Below are 24,369 nucleotides of genomic sequence, written 5' to 3' on the forward strand. Positions count from 1 at the left end.
ATGGACCCCGGACTGCTGCTTTCCTTCCTCGCCCTCGACCTCCTGCTGGTGTGCGTGCCGGGTGCCGACTGGGCGTATGCGATCTCGGCGGGCCTGCGCGGCCGTTCCGTCGGGTGGGCGGTGGGCGGTCTGGTCGCCGGGTACGCGCTGCACACGGCACTGGCCGTGGCCGGGCTCGCGGTACTGGTGGCGGGCGAACCGCGGCTGCTGACCGCGCTGACGGTGGCGGGCGCGGCGTATCTGGTGCTGCTGGGGTGGGGGGTGCTGCGCAACCCGGGAGCGCCGGGGGCGGGGGGCGAACCGGCGGACACCTCCCGCGCCCGCGTCTTCCTCCGGGGCGCGACGATCAGCGGCCTCAACCCCAAGGGCCTGCTGCTCTACCTCTCCCTGCTCCCCCAGTTCCTGACCACCCACGGCGGCCTGCCCGTCCCCGTACAGACCGCCACCCTCGGCCTGCTCCACATGGCATGCTGCGCCGCCGTCTACCTCACGGTCGGCCTCGGCGCCCGGGCCGTCCTGGGCGCCCGCCCGTCCGCGGCCCGCGCGGTGACGCGTACGTCGGGGGCGGCGATGCTGGGGATCGGGGCGTTTTTGCTGGTGCAGCGGCTGGCTACCTTGTAGCTCGTTGAACACTCCGCGCCCGGTTCACGTACGTATGGGCACGTACTCCGCGAAAGGAGAGGCGATCATGAACCTCCTGAAGCGCGCGGCCGTCGCCATGGCCTCGGCCGCCCTGGTCACCGGAGGCGCGGGCATCGCCTTCGCCGCCCAGCCAGGCGCGTCCTGCGAGGACACCCCCCACCCTCCCGGAAACTCCTCCAGCGCCCCCGGCTCGGCCTTCAACCCCGACGGCAACGCCGGCACCCACTACGCGGGCGAGCAGCCCCAGAATTCCAAGAACGTGCACTCGGTCTCCCAGTACGACGTGGCCTGCACCCAGAACCAGTCGTCCCACTGACACCGGCTATCTCCGTACGATCCTGAAAAGCCGTATCTCCCGCTCCACCCGAGCCTGATACGTCGCATACGGCGGCCAGAAGGCCAGCGTCTTCCAGGCCGCCGCCCGTTCCTCCCCCTCCAGCAGCAGGGCGTGGACGGGGATGTCCGCGCCCTTCCAGCTGACCTCGGCGTCCGGGTGGGCGAGGAGGTTGTGGGTCCAGGCGGGGTGGTCGGTGCGGCCGAAGTTGGAGCCGATGAGGATCCAGCTGCGCCCGCCGTCCTCGGGCATGCAGGCGAGCGGGGTGCGGCGGGGCAGTCCGCTGCGCGCCCCCGTGGACGTGAGGATCAGGCCCGGCAGAATCTGCGCGCTGAGCAGTACCTTCCCGCGCGTGAGCCGGTGGACGGCCCGGTCGAGCGTGGGAAGGAGATGCGGGGCCACCTTGCTGAACCGTTCCTAAACAGTGTCCAGGAGTGACATTTGCTGCCAGCTCCTGGAACTGCGCGCATCCCGAACGGTGTTGGATGCGCTGGTCTCCCGCGTTCGCTGTGTCCCCGTCCGGCTGCGTGCATCGTGTGCACGCTCCGTGACGGGTGGGCGGGTTCCCTCATGCCCTCGTGCGCCTGGTCCGGCCTGGGCGGTCCGATGCCCCACAGCATCGCTCTGGTGCTGCGGGGGCGGTGCCGTCCGTCGCCGGATCGGGTGCCCGAGGGCGCGTCGCCCGATCGCGACGCTCGCAGCGTCGTGCCGGGACATCTTGCGAGTCTTGCCGGCCAGGGGCTTACGCCAATGCTGGTCGCCCCACATCGACGTGTACGCCGGGTCGACCGCGACGATCGACAGGCCGTGCTCGGCGGCCATGGACACCAGACGGGCCTTGAGCTTGCCTGTCGGGATGCCGGAGATGAGCTGCCGGAACCGCTTCTTGCGGCCGTGCTTCTCGCGGGTCTTCTCGGCGGTGAAGTCCAGGTTCTGCCGCTCCAGGTCCGGCTTCCGATCGTGCGAGGAAACGCGGGCATACAGACCTACACCACCGGTCACCGAGGGTGAGGTGTTCGCTTCGATGTTCACCAGGATCGTGCGCGGCCCCACCCGGCGCGCGGGCACCGGCAAGGCGCCCTCATGAAACCAGCGATATGCCGTATGCGGGTTCACCCCCTGCGCCCGCGCCCACTCCGTCAGGTTCATATGCTGATAACGCCACCACTCCCTCATGGTTACGCACACTCAACAACCTTCCGCTGCCAGCAGTTGGCACCCGCGTCGACGAGACCTTCTGCACCACCCGCACGCCGATCACACCGTCACCTCCCTGCCCTCGAAGAGTCGTGCCGCGTCGGCGGCGTGCGCCCGCAGCCGGTGCGCCGGGCCGAACAGCAGCTCGTCACCGGCGGCGCGCTTGAAGTACAGATGGGCCTCGTGTTCCCAGGTGAACCCGATGCCGCCGTGCAGTTGGATCCCTTCGGCGGCGGCAGCACGCAACGCCTCCAGGGCCTGCGCGAGGGCGAGCCCGCCCGCCCGCTCGCCATGAGCCGCCGCCCAGGCCGCGTAGTAGGCGGCCGAACGCGCCGCCTGCACCTGGACGTACACGTCGGCCAGCCGGTGCTTCACGGCCTGGAAGGACCCGACGGCCCGCCCGAACTGCTCGCGCTGCTTGACGTATTCGACGGTCCCCTCCAGCGCGTGGTCGGCGGCCCCGACGGCCTCGCCCGCGAGGACGGCCGCCGCGCGGTCGCCGACGTCGGCCAGCGCGCCGAGCACGTCAGAACTCTCCGACCCCAGCAACCTCGCTTCCACGTCCCGTAGTTGGACGCGCCCCTGCGGCCGGGTCGCGTCGAGCGCGGTCTGCCGTACGCGTACGAGACCGGTCGCCTCCCCCGTCACGAGGAACAGGAGGGTGCGCGAGCGGGCGAAGCCGCCGGCGTGGGCGGCGATCACGAGCAGCTCCGCGCTGTGCCCGTCCAGCACCTGGTCGACCTGCCCGAACAGCCGCCAGCCCTCCCCCGCTCTGCGGGCCTGCACGCCCCCCGCCCGGCCGCCGCCCGCCCAGTCGCCGCCACCCGTGCCGGTGAGGGCGAGAGCGGTCGCGAGGGCGGCACCCTGGACCGCGAGGGTGGCGGTCAGGCCGCCCGCGGCGATACGGGGCAGCAGAGCGGCGCGCTGGGCGTCGGTGCCGAGGGCGAGGATCACCGGTGCGGCGAGGGCAGCCGAGGCGAGGAAGGGCGAGGGGGCGAGCACACGGCCCGTCTCCTCTGCGGCCAGGGCGAGTTCGGTCACCGAGCAGCCGGCGCCACCGTACGCCTCCGGGAGGGCCAGGCCGGGCAGTCCGAGCTGGTCGGCGAGGGCGGTCCACAGGGCCGGGTCGTGTCCGGCGGGGGTGTCGAGGGCGGCGCGCAGCTCCTCGGGGCCGCAGCGTTTGCGGAGCAGTTCGCGCAGGGTGCGGCGGATCTCGCCCTGCTCAGCGGTGAAGCCGGCGTCCATGACTCTCCCCCTTCTTCCCTTTCACTCTTGCCTCTTCCTCTGAATCTGACGGCCCGTCATATTAGGAGGACCGAAGCGATATGCCCAGGGGCAGGAGGCCTCGCATGACGTCCGGGAGCCGGAAAGTGGCGGTGGTCGGTGTGTCCCTGTCCGACTGCGGCCGGGTGGACGACGCGACCCCGTACGCCCTGCACGCCCAGGCGGCCCGCCGCGCCCTGGCGGACTCGGGGCTCGGCCGGGAGGTGGTGGACGGCTTCGCGTCCGCCGGGCTCGGCACTCTCGCGCCCGTCGAGGTGGCCGAGTACCTGGGCCTACGCCCCACCTGGGTCGACTCCACAGCCGTGGGCGGCTCCACCTGGGAGGTGATGGCGGCCCACGCGGCGGACGCGATCGCGGCCGGACACGCGAACGCGGTGCTGCTGGTCTACGGCTCCACCGCCCGCGCCGACATCAAGGCGGGCCGCCGCACCGGAAACCTCTCCTTCGGCGCCCGGGGCCCGCTCCAGTTCGAGGTCCCCTACGGCCACACCCTCATCGCCAAGTACGCGATGGCGGCCCGCCGCCACATGATCGAACACGGCACGACGATCGAGCAGTTGGCGCAGGTCGCGGTGCAGGCACGGGCGAACGCCGCACTGAACCCGGACGCGATGTTCCGCACCCCCGTCACGGTGGACGAGGTGCTGTCCGGCCCGATGATCGCGGACCCGTTCACGAAGCTGCACTGCTGCATCCGCTCCGACGGCGGGGCGGCGGTGCTGCTGGCGGCCGAGGAGTACGTACGGGACTGCCGTACCGCTCCGGTCTGGGTGCTCGGCACCGGGGAGCACGTCTCGCACGCCGCGTTGTCCGAGTGGGCCGACTTCACGGTGTCCCCGGCGGCGGTGAGCGGACGGCTGGCGTTCGAGCGGGCGGGACTGCGGCCCGAGGAGATGGACTTCGCGCAGATCTACGACGCCTTCACGTACATGACGCTGGTGACCCTTGAGGATCTCGGGTTCTGCGCCAAGGGGGAGGGCGGGGCGTTCGTGGAGAAGGGGCGGCTCAGGGTCGAGGGCGGGGAGCTGCCGGTGAACACGGACGGAGGCGGGCTGTCGGCTCAACATCCCGGGATGCGGGGGCTGTTCCTGCTGGTCGAGGCGGTACGGCAACTGCGGGGGGAGGCGGGGGCGCGGCAAGTGCGCGGCTCCGACGGGGAGTTGCCGCGCCTGGGGGTGGCGTCCGGCACCGGGGGCTGGTTCTGCTCCTCGGGGACGGTGGTACTGGGCAGGTGAGGAGCCCGGGCTCGCGGCGGGGCGGGCGGCCCGGCCCGCCGCGAGCATCCGCCGGTGGGCGATTGCACGTACCAGCGGGGCACCCCAACGTCGCCGCTCCGGTCATCACGGCAGTCAGGACCTCGACCCTTCGCCAACGCGCCGCCCCTGCCCCCTGCCCCCTGCCCCCGCCCCTGGTGGACAGCGTGCGCAAATGTTGGACGTTGACGCTTTTCGAGTAGGCAACATAGGCGGTTGCGCTACCGCCGTCAACGCTTCCGGCGGCGATGCAGGATTCTCTTCCTCGGTACGCAGCCCCGAAATACATCCAATGTCTGGACGTTCAAATGTTGCTTTGTGCCTGCAACTGTCGCTGATTGTCATAAGTGGAGCCCCACCACTAGACAGACCCCTCACCCACCGTACTTAATTCATCCAATGTATCGGTGAGGAGTAGCCGAGTAGCGCCCGGGCCACCAAGGCCTCCGGGCCACCCCGTCGCCCCGCAGGGTGCCCGTTCGACACCTCACTTCCACGACCCATGCTTGAGCCGCGCCCATATTCAGACAACGGAGTTCGCCACCATGGAGCTGCCTGACCGCCCCTTCGACCGCCGGCGCTTCATTACGGCCGCCGCCCTGGCCACCGGCGCCACGGCCCTGCCCGGTCTCTTCTTCGCCGACCGGGCCGCCGCGGCCGTACCGCCCCAGGTCACCCTCCCCGCCCGGGGCATCTGGGACAACGCCGCGGCCTCCGCCTGGACCGACGGTTTCCTGAGCGGCAACGGCGAGTACGGGGCCGTCTACTACGGTGCGCCGACCCTCGAAAAAATGATCTTCAATCACCACCGGTTCGTGCTGCCCAACGGCAGCCGGAGCGTCATGCCCCCGGTGATCTCCGGCAAGCTCGAAGCCGCCCGGGACAAGGCGCTGGCAGGCGACTACGCCGGAGCCTCCTCAACCTTCGCCAACGGCTGGAGCCTGCGCTGGACGCAGACCTTCCACCCCGGCTACGAGTTGCAGCTGAGCACACCCGGCATGACCACCGTCAACGACTTCGCCCGCATCACCGACTTCCGCACCGGAGAAGTCACCCACACCTGGACCGACCAGTACGGCACCTGGAAGCGCCACGTCTTCGTCTCCCGCGCCGACAAGGTCATCGTCCACGAGCTGCTGCCCGCCACCGGCCGCACCGTGGACACCACCATCAGCGTCAACACCGCGCTCGACGGTGCGCCGACCACCGTCTCCTACACCACCACCGCCGCGGTGAGCGGCGGCGACGGCTATCTCAACCTGCGCGGCACCTATCCCTCCGGCGGCGCCTACGGCTTCGAGGGTGTCACCCGCGCGGTCGTCTCCGGATCCAACGCCTCGGTCACGGTCAGCGGGCAGACCCTCGTGGTCGCCAAGGCCACCAAGGTGCTGCTGCTGACCAAGCTCGGCCGGTACGAGACCTCGACCGGCTGGAACGCACGACCCCTGCAGAGCGCCCTGGCCGGGCTGACCGCCGACTACGCCACTCTCCTCGGCCGCCACGCCGCGCTGCACCAGGCGATGTACGACCGTTCCAGCATCGACCTGAACGTCTCCACCACCGACCGTCGACTGCCCACCAGCGACCTCCTCACCCGCCAGAAGAACAACGCGTCCGCCGTCGACATCGCCCTGCTGGAGCGGATGTACGACTCCGGGCGCTACCTGTTCATCAGCTCCTCCGGTGTCCTGCCACCACGACTGACCGGCATCTGGACCGGCACCTGGAACGGCTCCTGGGCCGACGACTTCACCACCGACGCCAACATCAACCTGCAGGTCGCCGGCGGCAACATCCTCGACCTCGGCGACGCCATGCAGGGCTACTTCGACCTCATCCTCGGCCAGCTCGCCCACTGGCGCGACAACGCCACCAACCTCTACGGCGCCCGCGGCTTCCTCGCCCCGTCCCGCACCGACGGCGAGTACGGGCACATGCTGCACTTCAACAGCGGCAGCTTCCCCGGCGAGGCCTGGACCGGCGGCGCCGACTGGCTGCTCTACCCGCTTCTGGAGTACTACCAGGTCACCGGTGACAGCGCCTTCCTGAAGAACAAGCTCGGCCCGGCCCTGATGGAACTGGCCCTGTTCTACGAGGACTTCCTCACCCGCACCGACTCCAGCGGCAAGGCCGTCTTCGTCCCCTCCTACTCCATGGAGAACACCCCGACCAGCACCAGCCAGGCGTTCTCCATCAACGCCACCGGCGACATCATGGCCGGCCGGCACGCCCTCCAGGCCGCGATCGACGCCGCCAACGAACTCGGTCTCGAACAGGGCAGCGGCAAGGGCGTGGCCCGCTGGACCGCCCTGCTCGCCAAGCTGCCCGACTACACCGTCAACAGCGACGGGGCGCTCGCCGAGTGGTCCTGGCCGGGCCTGACCGACCGCTACGACCACCGGCACGTCCAGCACCTCTACGGCGCCTGGCCGCTGCACGAGATCAACCCCGAGGACAAGCCCGACCTGGTCAAGTACGCCCGCACGGCCCTGGACAAGCGAGGAGACCAGAACTACTCCGCCCACGGCAGCCTCCACCGGGCGCTGGCCCGCGCCCGCCTGAAGGACGGCCCCGGCGTCCACGGCAACCTGCTGAAGATCTACGGCAAGAACATGGTGTGGCGGAGTCTCATGACCTCCCACAACCCCAACCTGGACATCTACAACTGCGACGCCGCCAACACCATCCCCGCCATCCTCGGCGAAGCACTCGTCTACACCCGCCCCGGTGTCCTTGAGATCCTCCCCGCCCTCCCCGACCAGCTGGACAAGGGCTCCATCAAGGGCGTCCGCGGCCGCAACCGCATCACCGTCGAATCCCTGACCTGGGACACGACGGCCCGTACCGCCACCGTCAAGCTCACCTCCGACATCGACCAGAACATCACCTTCATCTGCCGGCGCGGCATCACATCCATCAGCACCGGAGCCACCGTCGCCAAGTCGGCCCTGGGCAACCACGCCCGCATCGTGTCGCTGACCGCAGGAACGAGCACCACGATCGCGATCGGCCTGCTGACCGGCCCCTTCAAGCTGGTCAACCGCAGGAGCGGCAAGGCCATGGACGTCTCGGGCGGCTCGACCGCCAACGGCGGCGCGATCATCCAGTCCACGTCGTCCGCCGGCGCCAGCCAGCAGTGGAAGCTCCTGCCCGACTACGACGGTTCCTATCGCCTGTCCAACGTCAACAGCGGCAAGGTGCTCGACGTCCCGGGCAGCTCCACCAGCAGCGGCACAGCCCTGGACCAGAACTCGGACGCCAACGGCACCAACCAGTGGTGGAAGCTCGTTCCGGCGGCCACCAGCGGCTACTACCGCCTCGTCAACATCAAGAGCGGACTGTGCGCAGACGTCCAGAGCGGCTCCACCGCCGACGGCGCCAAGGTCATCCAGTGGCCCGCCAACAGCGGCTCCAACCAGGAATGGCAACCCGTGGGGGTGTGACGGCAGCGGGAGATCGGCCGAGGGGCGGCCGGTGCCGAACGACACCGGCCGTCATCCACGCCTACCGGCAGGTGGCGGCGCCCGACGTTGCCACCGCACACCCGACACACCGCCCAGGCACCACCCCGATCCGCCCGAAGGAACGCAACGAAGCGCCGGCGGATCCGCAGGTGATACTCGACGCATGGCAACAGATCTTCATGAACTACTGAGGTCGCTGCGCGTGTGGGACCCGGAGGTCACGGAGCTGCCTCCCTTCGACCCGGCGACCGCCCCCGCCGAACCACTCCCCCTCTTCACCACGTGGTTCGCGGAGGCGGTGGCGGCCGGGCAGCCGGAGCCGCACACCATGTCCCTGGCCACGTCGGACGCGGACGGCCACCCGGACGTACGGATCGTCATGCTGCACGGCGCGGACGCGGACGGCTGGGCCTTCGCGACGCACGCGACGAGCCGCAAGGGCGGGCAGCTGGCGGCCCGCCCCTACGCGGCCCTCGTCTTCTACTGGCCGGTGCTGGGCCGCCAGGTCCGGGTGCGCGGCCCGGTCACCGCCGCGCCGGCGACGGAGTCCCAGGGGGACCTGCACGCCCGCTCGACCGGAGCCCTCGCCGCCGCGCTCACCGGCCGTCAGAGCGAAGTCCTGGGCTCGGCGGCGGAGTTGGCGCAGGCATCGCAGGCGGCCTGGGAACGCGCCCGGCAGGAACCGGACGCACCCGTCCCGACCTGGACCCTCTACCGCCTCCGCCCTGACGCGGTGGAGTTCTTCCAGGGCGACGAACGGCGACGGCACGTACGGCTGAACTACCGTCGTGGAGAAGCAAGTTGGTCGAGGCAGCTGCTGTGGCCGTAAGCGCTCACGCCGTGAAGTCGTAGACCGAGAAGTCGGCCACCGGGCGGTATCCGATGCGCTGGTACAGGGCGTTGCTGGTCGGGTTGGCGAGGTCCGTGAACAGCAGGACCTCGTCCGCGCCCGCCGCCACCGCGGCCCGGCCGACCTCGGCCGTGACCGCCCCGGCGTATCCGCGTCCACGCAGGTGGGCCGGGGTGTAGACGGGAGCGACGCGGATCTGGCCGGCGACCATCGGGAAGGACCCGGCCATGGCGAGCGGGGTGCCGTCGGCGTCCTCCCAGAACGTGATCCCACCGTAGGAGATACGGGCGTCGGCCCAGCTCTCGGCCCGGTCCGGACTCTGGCCCACGGCTGCCATGAACTCGCCGTACCAGCGCACCAGTTGGTCCCGGTCCGCCGCCCCGGCGATCCTCGCCCGGCCGTCCGGCACGGGCCCCGGTTCCGCCGGTGTGCCGAGCCGGTACAGCCGGTTGCGCTCGTGCAGCTCGGCCGTCGCGCCGTTGTGCCGCTGCCAGGCCTCGGCGAGGGCGTCGGCCGTGGCGCGCTCACCGTTGACGCCCGGCACGGGGCGGCCGAGGCCGGTCAGATGGACGGCGAGGGCGTCCGCCTCCTCGGGAGTGAGGGGCGTGACGGCCAGGCGGTAGGGAGGGGTGCGGAGGTAGGCCGCGCGGACCTCGCCCTCCCGCTCCAGCACGCCGAACCAGGGGGCCTCGTGGCCGTAGGCCCCTATTCCGCGCGTGCGCAGCGCGTCGGTCACCGTCAGCGGGACGGTGTGCAGGGCGGGTCGCGAGCGGAGGAAGTCGCCGGCGCGCGCGAGGAAGGCGTCCAGGTCGTCGATGAAGTGCCAGTCGTCGGGCTGCATGCCCCATGATCCCGCGCACCCTGGGTCCGACGCCTCCGAATTACGGGCCCAGCGGATAAGAACGGAGAACTCCGGGCTCGCGTAGCAGTCTGCGAGGTAATCACCCGGTATACGCGTGGTGCATCAAACGCGTCCATTCGCCCAGAGTGTTAAGCACCGGACGTTGGTCCGAAGTGAAGCGAACCCACGTTGCCGGCCGGAATCACCGGACTGTGAGGAACGCCACCACTGATCGCGTTGCGGACATCCGCGATCTGTCGGTCTTTTCCAACGGGCGCCAAGTCATCGAGAATTGCCCGCGGTTCGGACTCGGCCGGGTATGCCTGCAGGGCTGGGCCGCTCGTACGGCTACCGGCCGCCGTGCGCGGCGGGCGAGCCTGTGGCGTACGGCCCGAGTGCCGGCTGCTCAGGCTGCCACGACGATGACGGGCAGGAGGAAGCCGAACAGTCCGGTGCACAGGCCCACGGTGCAGGAGCGGCGAGGGGACCCGGCGGCGAAACCGATGACGGCGAGCGTGACCGCCAGGGCGCCGAAGATGACGGGGATTCCCGCTCCTATGTAGCCGGCGAACAGGGAGATGACGCAGGCGAGGATGCCGAGAGCGGATGACGCGCCACCGTAGAGCGACGCGGGGCTGTCGGTTTGTCCGGTGGGCATATCGCTGTCCTTGTCCTGGGTCTGTTGTGCGGAACGGTAGCCCATGAGTCCCATCATGGCAGGCCCGGTCAGGGGGGTGCCCTTTGGGGCAGTGCCCAATCGGACAATATCCGCTGATGTGTTTTCTCCCTAATGTTGCGCCGACCGCATGAGACGCGAAATACGAGGGAGAAGTCTGTGAAGTTGGACGGCCGCGCTCTGAAGCTGACATCGCTGGCTGTGGCCCCGCTGGCACTCCTGGTGACCGGGCTCCCGGCCTCTGCCTCACCGGATCCCCACCCTCGCCCGGACGCCTCCCCCTTCTCCCTGTCCTCGGTGCGCGAGCACGGACTGACGAACATGAGTGGCTTCTCCGCCTCCAGCGCAACGGGACGCCTGCTCGACAGCCAGGGATTCGCCGTGCTGCGGACGTCGTCGAGCCGTACGGCGGTGGTCGACCGCTCAATGATCGACCAGGGCATCACCACCGCGACCGGCACCTCGTCCGTGAATATCTCCTGGCAGGGCTACGACCGGCAGGCCCGCTACGTTGTCAGCCGTGACGGCAAGGACATCGCGTCGCTCGACGCCGGAGTCACGTCCTTCCGCGACACCGGGCTGCGGGCGGGCAGCCGACACGCCTACCGGGTCGCCCCCGTCCTTCCCAAGGGCGGCGATCCGAAGGCCCGCGCATGGGGCATGCAGGTGTCCGTCCCCACGGTTCGCAGGGGAGAGGACCAGCTGAGCGCGCTGCGCCGGCAGGCAGTGCAGCAGGCGACGGCGGCAGCGGCCGCCAGAACCACCACGGTGACGTGGGAGACGTTCATCCCCCAGAAGAAGATTGACGCACCGACGGCGGGCTGCGACTACGGGTCCCACTTCCAGTTCGGCGGGGATGGTCACGGCTACGACTGGAAGTCGTCGAAGTATCGAACCGCCCTGAACGCGCTGATCACGTGGAAGTCGAAGAAGGTCGACGGCTACAAGGCCATCGGGGCCAGCCACGTCTACGTCAAGGCGACAGGCAGGCTGGTCGCCACCAAGACCGCCTCCGACAAGGACATGAAGGCCAAGAAGATGGGGTCGGGCGGCAACTACGTCGACGTCCGGCTGGTCACGCACGCCACCAACCCCTTCTGCAACGGCCTGGGCGGCGTCAAGGGGGCGATCGACGGCGCCATTTCGATGCACGTGACGACCGGCGGGAACTGGTCGATCATCTCCGGCAAGCACCGGCTGATGCCGAACCACTACATATACATCTACAACGGCGGCAAGGTTACGGACGTCTACAGGCGCACGTACGCGAACGCGCTCTGCCTGGTCGGCTCGGCGACCTGCCCGGAGGCCGATCTCACCGGCTACTACGGCAAGTTCAAGTAGCCGACTGCGCGAGCCGTGCAGTGGAAGCCCCGCACCCGTCCCGTCCGGTGCGGGGCTTCGGCGTCACCCTGCTCGCCATGCCCTTATGAGCCAAGTTGTGTCGGTCACAACGGCATGAACGCCAGATGAGCCGGCAGGTAGGTTGATCGGTGGTCGCCCCAGCGATCAGGCCACGGGGGTCTGCTGGGAATCGCGGCGTCCAGAAAGGGACCGGAATGACCACCACAGGGTCCGACGCGGAAGACACCGCTTGTTCCTACCGGCGAACCGGCCACAATCCGGAAACCGGCGTCCGGCGGCTGAAGTTCTTGACCAGCCGCGAAAGAGAGGTTCTCCTGCTGCTGGGCACAGGCCTGGGCAATCGGGAGCTGTCAAGGGAACTGGGGATCGCAGAACGCACGGTGAAGGCGCACATCGCGAACATCGTCGCCAAGCTGGGACAGCAGACGCGGACACAGGCTGCGATCGTCTCCGCCCTGGCCCACAGCTCGCTGTGTACCGATCTGTCAGGTTCCGGGCACCGCGACCGGAATCCGGACCGGTGGCTTGAGCCTGCTGTCGCCTGAGGTGGCCGGGTCCGCTCGCCCCATGAGCGGACCCGGCGCCGAACGGCCGGGCGACGGTGTCCACCACCGGACAAGACGAGCCGCCCAGCGGCGACTTCGACGTCTGCAAGATCACCGAGCGGCTCTCTGATGGCGCCGCACACCGGGTCGCGACGTCTGCCGCGGAGGTCGGCCGCGGAGTCCGCGTCGTCCCACAGGCGCAGGCGGATAACCGGTCCGTACAGATCGGGGAAGGGGGAATGTGTCCGCTGCTCGTCGGCGGAGACCATCGGTCCGTTCAAGCCCGCGGGCCCGGGCCGCGTGGCCTGAACACCGCCACCCCGTCCCGGAACTCAGCCTCCAGCTGCGCCCCCGCCCGCAACTCCCCCGCCGCGCATCCCACCACCTCCGTCATCATCCGCGGCCCCTCCGCGAGGTCGACCACGGCGGCCACGTAAGGCGTCCGCTCCCCGAAGGGCGGGAGGTCGTTGCGGTGGACGACGGACCAGGTGTAGAGCACCGCCCGGCCGCTCGCCCGCTCCCACTCCACGTCCTCGCTCCAGCAGTGCGGGCAGAACTCCCGCGGGTAGTGGTGCGCCCGACCGCAGGCCCCGCAGCGGCGGATCAGCAGCCGGCCCTCGGCCGCCGCGTCCCAGTAGGTCCGGGTGAAGGCGTCGGCCTCCGGCACGTCGAAGCGGGGGCCGCTCATCCGAAGAGCCCGAGTCCGCTGTCCAGCGACCACGCCTGCCACGACATCCCGAACAGCGCGACCACCGACATCAGCGCCATCATCGAGTTCTGCCCCTGCTCGGCCACCTCGTGGATCATGAGCGTGAAGTAGAGGAGGTTCAGGAGGAGTCCTCCGACCAGCGCGATCGGGGTCAGGAACCCGGCGACCAGCCCCAGTCCGATCGCCAGCTCCGCGTACACCACCACGTACGCCATCGTCCGCGGGCGCGGCGCCACCATGACCTCGAAGCCGGACCGTACGGCGTTCCAGCGGTGCTTCTCCGCGATGCCGGCCGCCCACTTGATCCCGGTGCCGCGCTCGAACCAGGCCTTCCGGTCCTTGTGCCGCCAGCTCTCCAGCCACCACAGCCCGAGGCCTATGCGCAGCACGGCCAGCCACTCTGCGCCACTGAGCCAGATCGAGTCCATGAATCTGACGGTACGTCAGATCGCTGGAACCGGGAACCCTGCGAACCGCCCCGCCCACCCCCACGAACCTCCTGCGATCCGCCCACGAACCCCCGGCGCCCCCTGGGTCCGCTCGCCGAACCGCCACAACCAGGTGGCCTACATCACAAGCCCCACCCACGACTCCTACACCCGTGATCAATCCGAAACCAATTCCGGTCTTGACCGAGACCCATCAACCCGGTGCGTGATTACGCTCGCGCACATGGCCGACTCCACAGCGCCCTCCCAGGTACCGGCGCAACCCGCCGCCGACCGCCCCGTCTATGTCGTGGGCGGCGGGCCGGCCGGACTCTCCGTCGCGTACGCGCTGCGGGCCCGGGGCATACGTGCCGTCGTCCTGGAGAAGTCCGACGGCGTGGGCGCGGCCTGGCGGCGGCACTACGACCGGCTCCGGCTGCACACCACCCGGCGCCTGTCGGCCCTTCCGGGGCTGCCCGTGCCGCGCCGGTTCGGGCGGTGGGTGGCCCGCGACGACGTGGTGCGCTACCTGGAGAAGTACGCCGAGGTGCACGAACTGGAGATCGTCACCGGCGTCGAGGTCTCCCACGTCGAGCGCTCCCCCGACGGCACCGGCTGGCTGCTGCACGCCACCGGGGGGCGCGAGCTGACCGGGGCCGCCGTGGTCGTCGCCACCGGCTACAACCACACCCCGTACGTCCCGAAGTGGACCGGACTCGACACGTACACCGGCGAGTTCACGCACGCGGGCGACTACCGCAACGCCGAGCCGTTCGCCGGCCGTGACGTCCTGGTCGTCGGCGTCGGCAACACCGGCGCCGAGATCGTGGTGGACCTGGTGGAGGGCGGCGCCTCGCGGGTGCGCCTGTCGGTGCGGACGGCCCCGCACATCGTGCGCCGCTCCACCGCGGGGTGGGCCGCCCAGTACACGGGCGTGCTGGTACGGCGGCTGCCGACCGGGCTCGTCGACCGGCTCGCGCGGCCGATGGCGAAGCTGAGCGTGCCCGACCTCTCCGCGCAGGGACTGCCCCGCCCCGACACCGGCCTGTACAGCCGCGTGCAGGAGGGCGCCATCCCGGTGCAGGACGTCGGTCTGATCGACGCCGTGCGCACGGGGCGGGTCGAGGTCGTGGCCGCCGTCGACGGCTTCGAGGACGGCAAGGTGGTCCTCGCCGACGGCACCCGCGTCTCGCCGGAGGCCGTCGTCGCGGCCACGGGATACGTCCGCGCGCTGGAGGGCCTCGTCGGTCACCTCGACGTGCTCGACGGCCGGGGCAGACCCCTGGCGCACGGCGCCCGCACCTTCGAGCAGGCGCCCGGCCTGTACTTCACCGGCTTCACCACACCCATCAGCGGCACGCTGCGCGAGGTCGCCATGGACGCGGAGAAGATCGCGCGGGTGGTCGTGAAGAAGGGCGCGGGAACGCTGTCCCGTCTGCCCGGGTGACGTAGAAGGCCTCAACTCCCTTCACCAGAACTCTTGTTACTTGTGCGTCAGATGTGACAGGAGCGTTGAAGCGTGCCGTCGCGCGGGGCCAGAATGTGAACACTGCTCACTTTCTGGCTCCACACTCTCCATACTCTCCACACGGAGGATGCACGTGGCACGCGAAAGACAGCACCAACCCCGCGCCCTCTCCCGGCGGTCCCTGCTCGGCGGTGCCGCCGCGGCGGCGGGCGCCGTCACCCTCACCACCACCGCCGCCGTCCCGGCGTCCGCGGCGAGCACCCGGGACGTGGACGTCGCCGTCGTGGGCGGCGGACTCGCCGGACTGACGGCGGCCCGCGACCTGGTGGCCGGCGGCAGGACCGTGGCCGTCCTGGAGGCCCGCGACCGTGTCGGCGGCCGGGTGGTCAACCTGCCCCTGGCGAACGGCGGATTCAGCGAGGGCGGCGGCGAGTTCATCGGCCCCACCCAGGACCGCATCAAGGCCCTCGCGGACTCGCTGGGCGTGGCGACCTTCACGACCTACAACACCGGCAGGAACCTCCTCTACAAGGACGGCAGGAAGACCCCGTACGCCACCGACGGCATCCTCGGCTCGGTCCCGCCGATCGACGCGGCCGGGCTCGCCAACGCGGCGATCGTCCAGGCGTCGTTGGACGACATGGCCAAGCAGGTCCCCGTGGACGCGCCCTGGACGGCCGCGAAGGCCGCCGAGTGGGACAGGCAGACCTTCGAGAGCTGGCTCAACGCCCACGCGGTCATCCCGTCCGCCAAGTTCCTCCTGGACGTGGCCTGTACGTCGATCTTCTCGGCGCAGCCCCGCGAACTCTCCCTGCTCTTCGTCCTCTTCTACATCGCCGCCGCCGGCAACGAGTCCAACCCCGGCACCCTGGAACGCCTCACCGACACCGCGAACGGCGCCCAGGAGTCCCGCTTCGTCGGCGGCTCCCAGCAGGTGCCGATCAAGCTGGCCGCCACGCTCGGCGACCGGGTGGTGCTGAGCGCACCGGTGCGCTCGATCGCGCGGTCCGGCGGCAAGTACCTGGTCACGGCCGACGGCATCACCGTCACCGCCAAGAAGGTCGTCGTCGCCGTACCCCCGCCGCTGGCCGGACGCATCGTCTTCGACCCGCTGCTCCCGGCCTCCCGCGACCAGCTGGGCCAGCGGCTGCCGATGGGCTCGATCGGCAAGGCGATCGCCGTCTACGACACGCCCTTCTGGCGCGCGGACGGTCTCAACGGCCAGGTCGTCAGCGACTCCGGTGTGGTCCGCTCGACCTTCGACAACTCACCGCCCGACGCCTCCTACGGCGCACTGATGGGCTTCATCGAGGCCGACGAGATGCGGGCCCACGACGCCTCGGGCGTCGACGAGGTGAAGGCCGCCGTCCTGAAGGACTACGCCACCTACTTCGGCGACAAGGCGAAGTCGCCCACCTCCTTCGTCCTGCAGCGCTGGGACAACGAGGGCTTCTCCCGCGGCGGTCCGGTCGCCTACGCGCCACCCGGCGTCCTGACCGAGTACGGCGCCGCCCTGCGCGAGCCGGCCGACGGCATCCACTGGGCGGGCACCGAGACCTCCACGTACTGGAACGGCTTCATGGACGGTGCCGTGCGGTCGGGGGAACGGGTCGCGAAGGAAGTGCTGACGGCCCTGTAACCGGCACCGCGCACCGCGTCCACACACCGCACCCTCCACGCACCGCATCCGCGGACGGCGAAGGCCCGGGTCCCTGCCGGACCCGGGCCTGTCTTCTCCATGTGCCTTTGCCGTACGTCAGTTGCGGGGCAGACGGGCCTTCAGGCGCGGGGCGAAGCGGACCGCCGCCACACCCGCGGCCGCGAGAGCCGCGGCGATGGCCGGCAGCAGGCCGGTGCCGCCCGCACCGGTGGAGGCCAGGATGCCGCCGCCGGTCGGGGTGCCGGAGCTCTCGCCGGTCACCACCGTGCCGTCAGAGCCGGACGACGCGGACGGCGAGGGCGAGGCGGAGGCGTCCGCCGCGACGACCTCGACCGTGAAGGCGGCCGTGGCACCGGCGGACTTCGCGGTCACCGGGGCTCGGCGAAGCCGCCGCCGCCCGCGCCGCCGAACGCGTCACCGTACTCGTGTCCGCGGACCGCCCCGCCGACCTTGAGGGTCAGCGTCTGGCCGGAGGTCACCTTCACCATGCCCGCGGCGAACGCCCCGGCGCCGCCGCTGACCATGGAGTTGCCGCCGCCGCCCTGTCCCCACGCCCGCACGTCCAGCTTGGTCACGCCGGACGGGACGGTGAACTCCTGCTCGGTCGCGGTCGAGTCGAAGAGCCGGCAGCTCTCGAAGCCCGCCGTGGGCGTGCACGCCTCACCGTCGGCGAAGGCCGCGCTGCCGGCTGCCATCGCCGACGGCATCCCCGCCAGACCGAGGCCGGCGGCGCCGAGGGTGGCGACGGCCATGATCGCCGCGCCCCTTCTCCAGCCGCTTCGGCGCAGCACGGCAGAACCCTGATTCATCGAGTGATCCCCCCACCTGGGTCAAGCTCCCCCCTGGAGCCCGTAAAAACAGTGACCAGAGTTGCTGATCGTATGCACGTAAGTCCAGTGGGGCAGTTGATTTAAGTTCCCACCAGTTCCTGACACCGCGTCAGTTCAGTAATCTGACAGTGCGTCAGTTATTGCGTCAGGTATTCGCTGTCACACAGGAGCGGGCGGACCGATGCTTGGATCAACCCACGGCACCCTCACCACCGACTCCCGCCGGGCCCGGGTCATCGCCTGCGGCGAGCAACCCGGCCCCGCCGTCCACGGCAGGCCCGCGGACGTCGACGACCTCGACGTCAGCGGCCGGCCGCTGTACTGCGACGTCCCCGATCTGGACCGGTTCTTCCACCCCGAGTCCGTCGCCGTGATCGGCGCCTCGGACACCGAGGGGCGGCCCAACACCGGCATCACACGCCAACTGGTCGCGTGGGCCGAGCGCGTGGGGGCACGCCTCCACCCCGTCCATCCCACCCGCCCGTCCGTCTTCGGCATACCCTGCTCCCCCTCCGTCGCCGACCTGCCCGAGCAGGTCGACCTCGCCGTACTGCTGCTCGCCGATCCCCTTCCGGTGGTCGAGCAACTCGCCGAGGCCAAGGTGAAGTTCGCGGTCGTCTTCGCCTCCGGGTTCGCGGAGACGGGAGCGGAGGGCGCGGCCGCGCAGGAGCGCCTCGCCGCCGCCGTCGCCCGCTCCGGAATACGCCTCCTCGGACCCAACACCAACCTCAACGCCTTCGAGCGCTTCCGGGACGACCTCGACGGACCGGCCATCGCCCTCATCACCCAGTCCGGGCACCAGGGCCGCCCCGTCTTCTCCCTCCAGGAGCTGGGCATCCGCCTCTCCCACTGGGCGCCCACCGGCAACGAGGCCGATCTGGAGACCGCCGACTTCATCTCCTACTTCGCCGAGCGTCCCGAGGTCGGCGCCATCGCCTGCTACGTCGAGGGGCTGAAGGACGGCCGGTCCTTCCTGCTCGCCGCCGACCGGGCCGCCCGGCGCCGGGTCCCCGTCGTCGCCGTCAAGGTCGGCCGCACCGAGACCGGCGCCCGTACGGCCGCCTCGCACACGGGCAAGCTGACCGGCGCGGACACGGTGGTGGACGCGGCGATGCGGCAGTTCGGGGTGATCCGGGTGGACGGACTCGACGAACTCCAGGACACCGCCGCCCTGTTGGCCCGCGCCCGGCCGCCACGCGCCGAGGGCGTCGTCGTCTACTCCATCTCGGGCGGCACGGGTGCGCACTTCGCCGACCTGGCGACCGAGGCGGGACTCGGCCTGCCGGTGCTGTCGGCGTCCAAACAGGCCGAACTGCACCAGTGGATACCCGAGTACCTGAGCGTGGCCAACCCCGTGGACAACGGCGGGCATCCGGTCGGCGACCACCGCGGCCGGAAGATCATCGACGCGATCCTCGACGACCCCGCGGTGGGCGTGCTGATCTGCCCGATCACCGGGCCCTTCCCTCCCCTCAGCGACAGGCTCGTCCAGGACCTGGTGGACGCCGCCGAACGGACGGACAAGCTGGTCTGCGTCGTCTGGGGCTCCCCGGTCGGCACCGAGCCGGCCTACCGCGAGGTCCTGCTCGGCTCCTCCCGGGTGGCCACCTTCCGCACGGTCGCGAACTGCATCACCGCCGTCCGCGCCTACCTCGACCACCACCGCTTCGTCAGCGGCTACCGTTCCCCCTTCGACGAGGCCCCGCGCGCCACCTCGCCCTCCTTCCGCAAGGCGCAGGCCCTGATGCAGCCGGGCCGGCAGCTGAGCGAGCACGCGGCGAAGCAGCTGCTGCGGGCATACGGCATCCGCGTCCCGCGCGAGCAGTTGGTGACCAGCGCGGCAGCGGCCGTACGCGCGGCGGGCCTGGTGGGCTACCCGGTGGTGATGAAGGCCTCCGGCGGCCAGATCGCCCACAAGACGGAGCTGGGCCTGGTCAAGATCGAGCTGACCTCGGCGAGTCAGGTCCGGGACGCCTACCGGGAGTTGACCGACATCGCCCGTTACGAGGGGGTGGCCCTGGACGGTGTCCTGGTGTGCCAGATGGTCGAGCGGGGCGTCGAGATGGTCGTCGGCGTCACACACGACGAGCTGTTCGGGCCGACCGTGACCGTCGGGCTCGGCGGGGTGCTCGTGGAGGTGCTGCACGACGTGGCCGTACGCGTGCCGCCCTTCGGCGAGGAGCAGGCCCGGGACATGCTCGGCGACCTGCGCGGGCGGGCCCTGCTCGACGGGGTCCGAGGGCGCCCTGCGGCCGATCTCGACGCGCTCGTCGAAGTCGTCCTGCGGGTGCAGCGCATGGCGCTGGAACTCGGGGACGACCTCGCGGAGCTCGACATCAACCCGCTGATGGTGCTGCCCAGGGGGCAGGGCGCGGTGGCGCTGGACGCGCTGGCGGTGTGCCGGTGATGGAGCCGACCTGGGTACTGCACGAACTCCGCGACCACGTCTCGCACATCACTCTCAACCGGCCCGACGTCCTCAACGCCGTCACACCCGAGCAGCGGGAACGGGTCATCGGGCTGCTGTCGGACGCCTCGGCCGACCCCGGCGTACGGGCCGTGGTCCTCACGGGGACGGGGCGCGGTTTCTGCGCGGGGGCCGATCTGCGGGGCGGTTCGGGGGGCGGCTCAGGGGACGGTTCGGAGTCCCGTGAGCGGGTCGCCGGGGATGTCGCCCGCATGCTCCGCCTCGGCGCCCAGCGCCTGACCGCCGCCGTCCTCGACTGCGAGAAGCCGGTGATCGCCGCCGTGAACGGCACGGCGGCCGGCCTCGGCGCCCATCTCGCGCTCGCCTGCGACCTCGTACTGGCCGCGGATTCGGCCAAGTTCATCGAGGTCTTCGTACGGCGCGGGCTGGTACCGGACGGCGGGGGCGCCTACCTCCTCCCCCGCCTGATCGGCCCGCACCGGACCAAGGAGCTGATGTTCTTCGGCGACGCGCTCACCGCCACCGACGCCGAACGCCTCGGGCTGGTCAACCGGGTCGTCCCGGACGAGGACCTGGCCAAGACGGCCCGCGAGTGGGCGGAACGCCTGGCCAACGGCCCCACCCGCGCCCTCGCCCTCACCAAGCAGCTCGTCAACGCCTCCCTGGACTCCGACCGCGCGACGGCCTTCGCGGCCGAAGCCGCCGCGCAGGAGATCAACATGACGACGGCGGACGCGCGGGAAGGTGTACGCAGCTTCGTGGAGCGCAGAAGCCCCCAGTACAAGGGCCGCTGACCTTCCCATCTGACGAACCGTCAGCTTCAATGGAAGGGTGATGGGACACGCAGGGGCGGCCGCAGCCGCCGTCCGTTACCTCAGGTCGGCCGGGGCGCCGGCGCCCGTGGAGGCGCTGCCACGCCCGGAGTTGCGCTGCGTCGGCGAGGACGAGCGCGCGTCCATCGACCAGACCGAGTTCCGGCGCGTGCTCGGCGCCTTCGCGACGGGCGTCACCGTCGTCACCGCACCCGCTGCCGCCGACGAGGCCGGTCCCGCCGGCTTCGCCTGCCAGTCCTTCTCGTCCCTCTCCCTCGACCCACCCCTGATCGCGTTCATGGTCGGCCGTACGTCGACGACCTGGCCGCGCATCGCCCGCGCGGGCGTCTTCTGCGTCAACATCCTGGGCGCGCACCAGGGCGACCTGTGCCGGGCCTTCGCGGTGAGCGGGGCGGACAAGTTCACGGGCGTGGCGTACGACGGGGCGCCGGTCTCCGGCTCCCCGCGCCTGACCGGCGCCGTCGCCTGGCTCGACTGCACGATCCACGCCGTACACACCGGGGGCGACCACCTGATCGTGGTCGGCCGGGTGGACGCCCTGGGCACGGGCGAGTCCCCCGACGGGCCGCTGGTCTTTCACCGGGGGCGGTTCGGGCGGCTCGACGGAGACTGAGGCCCGACGGCGGGTCAGGCGGAGGGGGCGGGGGTTTCGGGGGCGGGAGGCAAGGGGTCGGAGACGAACCATCCCCGCTGAGGTACGGCGTACACCCAGCCTTCGTCGGCCAGCAGACCCAGCGCCCGCCGCACGGTCGTCCGCGCGATCCCGTACCGCTGCACGAGCTGGGCTTCACTCGGCAGCATCCGCCCCGGCCGCCAGTCGCCGCGTTGAATCTGTGCACGCAGAATCTCGGCAAGTTGCCGGTATGGAGTCAGCGGCGCCCCGTGATCGATCTCAGCGTCAGGATTCATGAAGTCGACGCTAAGCAAGTGGACTGATGCACGCTCTTTGGGATACGTCTCGCGTCGAGTCGATACAAGGCGATACCATGCGGGCATGAAAACGCCCCGGCGGGAAGGGTCAGAGCTTCCGTGCCGGGGCTCAGCCGACTGAACAGGAGTCGACCTATGCGCAGCCTACTGGCCGCGATCCTGAGCCTCTTCCTGCCTCCGCACGGAGCGCACCGCCCCGACGTGCCACCATCGCTCACCGCCCGTCCGCCCGTTCCTGTGCCCGTTCCCGCGCGTCGGCCGAGGCCGCGCCCCGTCGACGTCATCGCCGCCGACGGCCAGCCCCTGGTCCGGCCGTACCTCGTCGTATGGGAACGCGAGCGTGACGAACGTGAGCGTCATCTTCGGTGGGAGCGGCGCCGGGTGGCGTCCTCGCGCCCGGACCGCCTCCCCTGGGAGGTCGCCGTATGAGCGCGTGCCGCCCCCGCAGCCTCGGCGTCGACCCGGCCACCGGCAAGGAGGCGTTCGTGATCGCGCGCCGCGGCGGTCTCCTCGATGCGCTGGCCGACGCTCACGCCCTGGAGGGCGCCGCCGCCCTGGCCGCGGTCGTCGGTGCCGTACTGGAGGCGGGCAAGGCGTCGGACGCCGAACTCGCCGCCCTCGTATCGCCGTTGCACGCAGCGCTCGACGAATGCGTCGCCATGATGGCGGCAGACAGGGAGTGACGGCGTAGCAGCATCCCGCCGTAGGTCATACGCCGGTGCCGTGGGTGACCGGGGCTCGCCCTCGGCACCCACGGCATGCGCATCCCCTTGCCTTCAGCGTGATCTGGCGCGGAACCGCCACATGACAGCGGATGCCCGTGGTGCCGAGGGCTGGGCAGCGGCCCCGGCAGTCCGCGCAGGTCTCCGCGTCCGTCGGGTTCGCTCGGCTTCGCCGGCCCATAGAGGCACATGTCACCGGTTCCGCCCCGTTCGGGAGTTGAGGTCATTTGCCTCTATCGCCTCATGGTTCCCCGCGGAAATCCTGATCAGGAACACAGCCACCGAAACGAGAGGAGCCACTGTGCTCACGTCGAGTCGCCCGAACGGGCGTCGTCTCCTGAACCGATCCCTGGGGCTGCTGGCCGTGGCCGGAATGGGCCTCGGCATGGTCGCCATGTCGGGCGGCACTGCCTTCGCCGCGCTGTCCAACCGCGACGGAAGCAGTATCCCGCTCATCGTCCAGGGCGGAGCGGTCAGCCTTCCCGACGGTGCCAACAGCATCAGAGTGACTGTCCCCGGCTCGTCCTCGAACTGCATCAGCCGCCCGGCCGACCGCAGCGCCAACATCGACACGGGGTTCCAGCTGTCCGAGGGCAACCAGTTCCAGATCGACACGTTCAGCGACAACGCCTGCCAGGGAAGCACGGCCGGCCCCGGCATCGGCTACACGGCCTCGTACAACGGTCCCAACCCGAGCAACGGAAGGTTCACGGCCATACATGTCCGCGCCGCGAATGCGGCCATGTTCGTCTGCACCGACGGCGGCTGGTCCGACGGCCAAGGCGTCCTGTGCCGGCAATCCTGACCAACTCCCCCGCTTCGTCCCGGTACCGGAGGGCGTCAAGGTGCGCGGCCCGGTCGGCCGCCCGCGCACCCGGCCCCGCGGCCGTCGCCGCGGACGAGGCGTACTCCTCCCGCGCCAACCGCGCCCACCTGCGCCGACGCCGCATCCGCGGTGTCATTCCGGAGAAGGCCGACCGGCCCGCCCACCGCAAGAAGAAGGGTTCTCGCGGCCGCCCGGTCGGTCACGATCCGGACCTCTGCAAAGACCGCAACACCGTCGTAGGCCGCATCAACAGGATCAAGGAGTGGCGGGGCCTGGCCACCCGCTACGACAAGACCGCCACCAGCTACCTTGCCGGACTCCACCTACGCGGTGCCGTGATCTGGATCCGCAGCCTCCGACCAACGTGATCCGGACCTGGAGCAGGCCCTGGCCCAGCCCTGGCCCCGCAGAGTCCGCAGAGTCCGCAGAGTCCGCACGGACAGCGTCTACGAAGTCCTGCCTGTCAGCCCTTTCGGCCGCTGGCGATAATCGACCGATGAGCGCCATCGAACGCCCTTTGCCGCCCCTGAACGCCGACGAGCGCACCACACTCGTTCACTGGCTCGACTTCCATCGCGCCACCCTCGCCATGAAGTGCGAGGGCCTGGACGATGAGCAGGCCGCCGTCGCGTCCGTGCCACCGTCCGGCTTCACCTTGACCGGCCTCGTCCAGCACATGGCGGAGGTGGAGCGGAACTGGTTCCGCCGCGTGTTCGCCGGCGAACAGGCCCCGTGCATCTACGACCCACAGGCCGACCCGTCCGCCCCCGACGGCGGCTTCGAACTGGCCAAGGGCGCCACACTGCACGACGCCCTCAGCACCTGGCACGCAGAGATCGCCCGCGCCCGCGAGCTCTGCGCCGACCGCGCTCTGACCGACACCGGCCGCTTCATGGAGCAGGACGTCAGCCTCCGCTGGATCCACGTCCACATGATCGAGGAGTACGCCCGCCACAACGGCCACGCCGACCTGCTCCGGGAGCGCATCGACGGCGCCACTGGTGTATGACACGTCAGGCCGATGAGTTCGCCGGTTGCCTGAAGTCTTCCCTGTGACATTCCCGGCCGCCGTCGGCGGATCAGG

Annotated in this window: 26 protein-coding genes and 1 pseudogene; 17 read left to right on the plus strand and 10 right to left on the minus strand. The window is 70.7% G+C overall.

What is annotated here, in order from left to right:
* A complete protein-coding gene (locus ACYUED_RS18780) occupies positions 1-621 on the plus strand; it encodes a LysE family translocator (protein WP_491293431.1) in 621 nt (206 codons plus the stop codon).
* Positions 622-688: 67 nt separating this feature from the next.
* The gene (locus ACYUED_RS18785; protein WP_491293432.1) at positions 689-958 is read left to right on the plus strand and encodes a hypothetical protein; all 270 of its coding nucleotides are present in this window, start codon (positions 689-691) and stop codon (positions 956-958) included.
* Positions 959-964: 6 nt separating this feature from the next.
* Here ACYUED_RS18785 and ACYUED_RS18790 read toward each other — a convergent pair whose 3' ends face one another.
* From ACYUED_RS18790 to ACYUED_RS18800, 3 genes and pseudogenes are all read right to left on the minus strand, one after another.
* Positions 965-1,378: a nitroreductase family deazaflavin-dependent oxidoreductase gene (locus tag ACYUED_RS18790; protein WP_491293433.1), complete on the minus strand. Its 414-nt coding sequence runs from the start codon at positions 1,376-1,378 to the stop codon at positions 965-967.
* A gap of 15 nt (positions 1,379-1,393) precedes the next feature.
* A pseudogene (locus ACYUED_RS18795) lies at positions 1,394-1,912 on the minus strand (transposase family protein); the annotation flags it as partial.
* A 321-nt stretch (positions 1,913-2,233) separates the two neighbouring features.
* Positions 2,234-3,418: an acyl-CoA dehydrogenase family protein gene (locus ACYUED_RS18800; protein WP_491293434.1), complete on the minus strand. Its 1,185-nt coding sequence runs from the start codon at positions 3,416-3,418 to the stop codon at positions 2,234-2,236.
* Positions 3,419-3,522: 104 nt separating this feature from the next.
* On the opposite strand from ACYUED_RS18800, the gene ACYUED_RS18805 reads away from it, so the two are divergent.
* From ACYUED_RS18805 to ACYUED_RS18815, 3 genes are all read left to right on the plus strand, one after another.
* Positions 3,523-4,692 (plus strand): thiolase C-terminal domain-containing protein, encoded by a 1,170-nt coding sequence (locus tag ACYUED_RS18805; protein WP_491293435.1) that lies wholly within the window; start codon positions 3,523-3,525, stop codon positions 4,690-4,692.
* A 563-nt stretch (positions 4,693-5,255) separates the two neighbouring features.
* Positions 5,256-8,153 (plus strand): glycosyl hydrolase family 95 catalytic domain-containing protein, encoded by a 2,898-nt coding sequence (locus tag ACYUED_RS18810; RefSeq protein WP_491293436.1) that lies wholly within the window; start codon positions 5,256-5,258, stop codon positions 8,151-8,153.
* A 184-nt stretch (positions 8,154-8,337) separates the two neighbouring features.
* Positions 8,338-9,003, plus strand: coding sequence for a pyridoxine/pyridoxamine 5'-phosphate oxidase (locus ACYUED_RS18815; RefSeq protein ID WP_491293437.1), 666 nt, complete (start codon positions 8,338-8,340; stop codon positions 9,001-9,003).
* A 4-nt stretch (positions 9,004-9,007) separates the two neighbouring features.
* Here the strand turns inward: ACYUED_RS18815 and ACYUED_RS18820 are convergent, their stop codons facing one another.
* Both ACYUED_RS18820 and ACYUED_RS18825 read right to left on the minus strand, forming a co-directional pair.
* Entirely contained in the window at positions 9,008-9,865 is an 858-nt protein-coding gene (locus ACYUED_RS18820) for a GNAT family N-acetyltransferase (RefSeq protein WP_491293438.1), read from the minus strand.
* A gap of 406 nt (positions 9,866-10,271) precedes the next feature.
* A complete protein-coding gene (locus tag ACYUED_RS18825; protein WP_491293439.1) occupies positions 10,272-10,523 on the minus strand; it encodes a hypothetical protein in 252 nt (83 codons plus the stop codon).
* Between the two features lie 177 nt (positions 10,524-10,700).
* On the opposite strand from ACYUED_RS18825, the gene ACYUED_RS18830 reads away from it, so the two are divergent.
* Together ACYUED_RS18830 and ACYUED_RS18835 are read left to right on the plus strand one after the other, a co-directional pair.
* Positions 10,701-11,885: a hypothetical protein gene (locus tag ACYUED_RS18830; RefSeq protein ID WP_491293440.1), complete on the plus strand. Its 1,185-nt coding sequence runs from the start codon at positions 10,701-10,703 to the stop codon at positions 11,883-11,885.
* Between the two features lie 215 nt (positions 11,886-12,100).
* Positions 12,101-12,451, plus strand: a complete 351-nt coding sequence (locus ACYUED_RS18835; protein ID WP_491293441.1) for a LuxR C-terminal-related transcriptional regulator — start codon at positions 12,101-12,103, stop codon at positions 12,449-12,451.
* A 277-nt stretch (positions 12,452-12,728) separates the two neighbouring features.
* On the opposite strand, the gene ACYUED_RS18840 is transcribed toward ACYUED_RS18835, so the two are convergent.
* Positions 12,729-13,139, minus strand: a complete 411-nt coding sequence (locus ACYUED_RS18840; protein WP_491293442.1) for a Zn-ribbon domain-containing OB-fold protein — start codon at positions 13,137-13,139, stop codon at positions 12,729-12,731.
* Positions 13,136-13,588, minus strand: a complete 453-nt coding sequence (locus ACYUED_RS18845) for a DoxX family protein (protein WP_491293443.1) — start codon at positions 13,586-13,588, stop codon at positions 13,136-13,138. The genes ACYUED_RS18840 and ACYUED_RS18845 overlap by 4 nt, the downstream gene beginning before the upstream one ends.
* 244 nt (positions 13,589-13,832) lie before the next feature.
* On the opposite strand from ACYUED_RS18845, the gene ACYUED_RS18850 reads away from it, so the two are divergent.
* Together ACYUED_RS18850 and ACYUED_RS18855 are read left to right on the plus strand one after the other, a co-directional pair.
* Positions 13,833-15,035 (plus strand): flavin-containing monooxygenase, encoded by a 1,203-nt coding sequence (locus ACYUED_RS18850; protein WP_491293444.1) that lies wholly within the window; start codon positions 13,833-13,835, stop codon positions 15,033-15,035.
* 148 nt (positions 15,036-15,183) lie between these two features.
* A complete protein-coding gene (locus tag ACYUED_RS18855; RefSeq protein WP_491293445.1) occupies positions 15,184-16,695 on the plus strand; it encodes a flavin monoamine oxidase family protein in 1,512 nt (503 codons plus the stop codon).
* A 117-nt stretch (positions 16,696-16,812) separates the two neighbouring features.
* On the opposite strand, the gene ACYUED_RS18860 is transcribed toward ACYUED_RS18855, so the two are convergent.
* Positions 16,813-17,088, minus strand: a complete 276-nt coding sequence (locus ACYUED_RS18860; protein ID WP_491293446.1) for a hypothetical protein — start codon at positions 17,086-17,088, stop codon at positions 16,813-16,815.
* Positions 17,085-17,525, minus strand: coding sequence for a hypothetical protein (locus ACYUED_RS18865; protein ID WP_491293447.1), 441 nt, complete (start codon positions 17,523-17,525; stop codon positions 17,085-17,087). The genes ACYUED_RS18860 and ACYUED_RS18865 overlap by 4 nt, the downstream gene beginning before the upstream one ends.
* Before the next feature lie 202 nt (positions 17,526-17,727).
* Here ACYUED_RS18865 and ACYUED_RS18870 point away from each other — a divergent pair, with 202 nt between their 5' ends.
* The 3 genes from ACYUED_RS18870 to ACYUED_RS18880 are packed head-to-tail and all read left to right on the plus strand — an operon-like array spanning position 17,728 to position 21,420.
* Positions 17,728-19,953, plus strand: coding sequence for an acetate--CoA ligase family protein (locus tag ACYUED_RS18870; RefSeq protein WP_491293448.1), 2,226 nt, complete (start codon positions 17,728-17,730; stop codon positions 19,951-19,953).
* On the plus strand, positions 19,953-20,768 hold the full coding sequence (locus ACYUED_RS18875) for an enoyl-CoA hydratase/isomerase family protein (protein WP_491293449.1): 816 nt from the start codon (positions 19,953-19,955) through the stop codon (positions 20,766-20,768). The genes ACYUED_RS18870 and ACYUED_RS18875 overlap by 1 nt, the downstream gene beginning before the upstream one ends.
* Positions 20,769-20,808: 40 nt before the next feature.
* Complete coding sequence (locus tag ACYUED_RS18880) at positions 20,809-21,420, plus strand: flavin reductase family protein (protein WP_491293450.1); 612 nt, start codon at positions 20,809-20,811, stop codon at positions 21,418-21,420.
* Between the two features lie 14 nt (positions 21,421-21,434).
* Here the strand turns inward: ACYUED_RS18880 and ACYUED_RS18885 are convergent, their stop codons facing one another.
* Positions 21,435-21,716 (minus strand): GntR family transcriptional regulator, encoded by a 282-nt coding sequence (locus tag ACYUED_RS18885; protein WP_491293451.1) that lies wholly within the window; start codon positions 21,714-21,716, stop codon positions 21,435-21,437.
* Between the two features lie 156 nt (positions 21,717-21,872).
* Between ACYUED_RS18885 and ACYUED_RS18890 the strand changes: the two genes are divergently transcribed.
* The 5 genes from ACYUED_RS18890 to ACYUED_RS18910 all read left to right on the plus strand — a co-directional run bounded on the left by ACYUED_RS18890 (position 21,873) and on the right by ACYUED_RS18910 (position 24,294).
* Positions 21,873-22,166 (plus strand): hypothetical protein, encoded by a 294-nt coding sequence (locus ACYUED_RS18890; RefSeq protein WP_491293452.1) that lies wholly within the window; start codon positions 21,873-21,875, stop codon positions 22,164-22,166.
* Positions 22,163-22,420, plus strand: a complete 258-nt coding sequence (locus tag ACYUED_RS18895) for a hypothetical protein (protein ID WP_491293453.1) — start codon at positions 22,163-22,165, stop codon at positions 22,418-22,420. Before ACYUED_RS18890 ends, ACYUED_RS18895 begins: the two co-directional genes overlap by 4 nt.
* 340 nt (positions 22,421-22,760) lie before the next feature.
* Positions 22,761-23,264 carry a hypothetical protein gene (locus tag ACYUED_RS18900; protein ID WP_491293454.1) on the plus strand — a complete coding sequence of 168 codons (504 nt, stop codon included), beginning with the start codon at positions 22,761-22,763 and terminating at the stop codon, positions 23,262-23,264.
* On the plus strand, positions 23,249-23,653 hold the full coding sequence (locus ACYUED_RS18905) for a transposase (RefSeq protein ID WP_491293455.1): 405 nt from the start codon (positions 23,249-23,251) through the stop codon (positions 23,651-23,653). The genes ACYUED_RS18900 and ACYUED_RS18905 overlap by 16 nt, the downstream gene beginning before the upstream one ends.
* Positions 23,654-23,781: 128 nt before the next feature.
* The gene (locus ACYUED_RS18910) at positions 23,782-24,294 is read left to right on the plus strand and encodes a DinB family protein (protein ID WP_491293456.1); all 513 of its coding nucleotides are present in this window, start codon (positions 23,782-23,784) and stop codon (positions 24,292-24,294) included.
* Positions 24,295-24,369: the final 75 nt, after the last annotated feature.

The organism is Streptomyces sp. DF42, assembly GCF_058267695.1.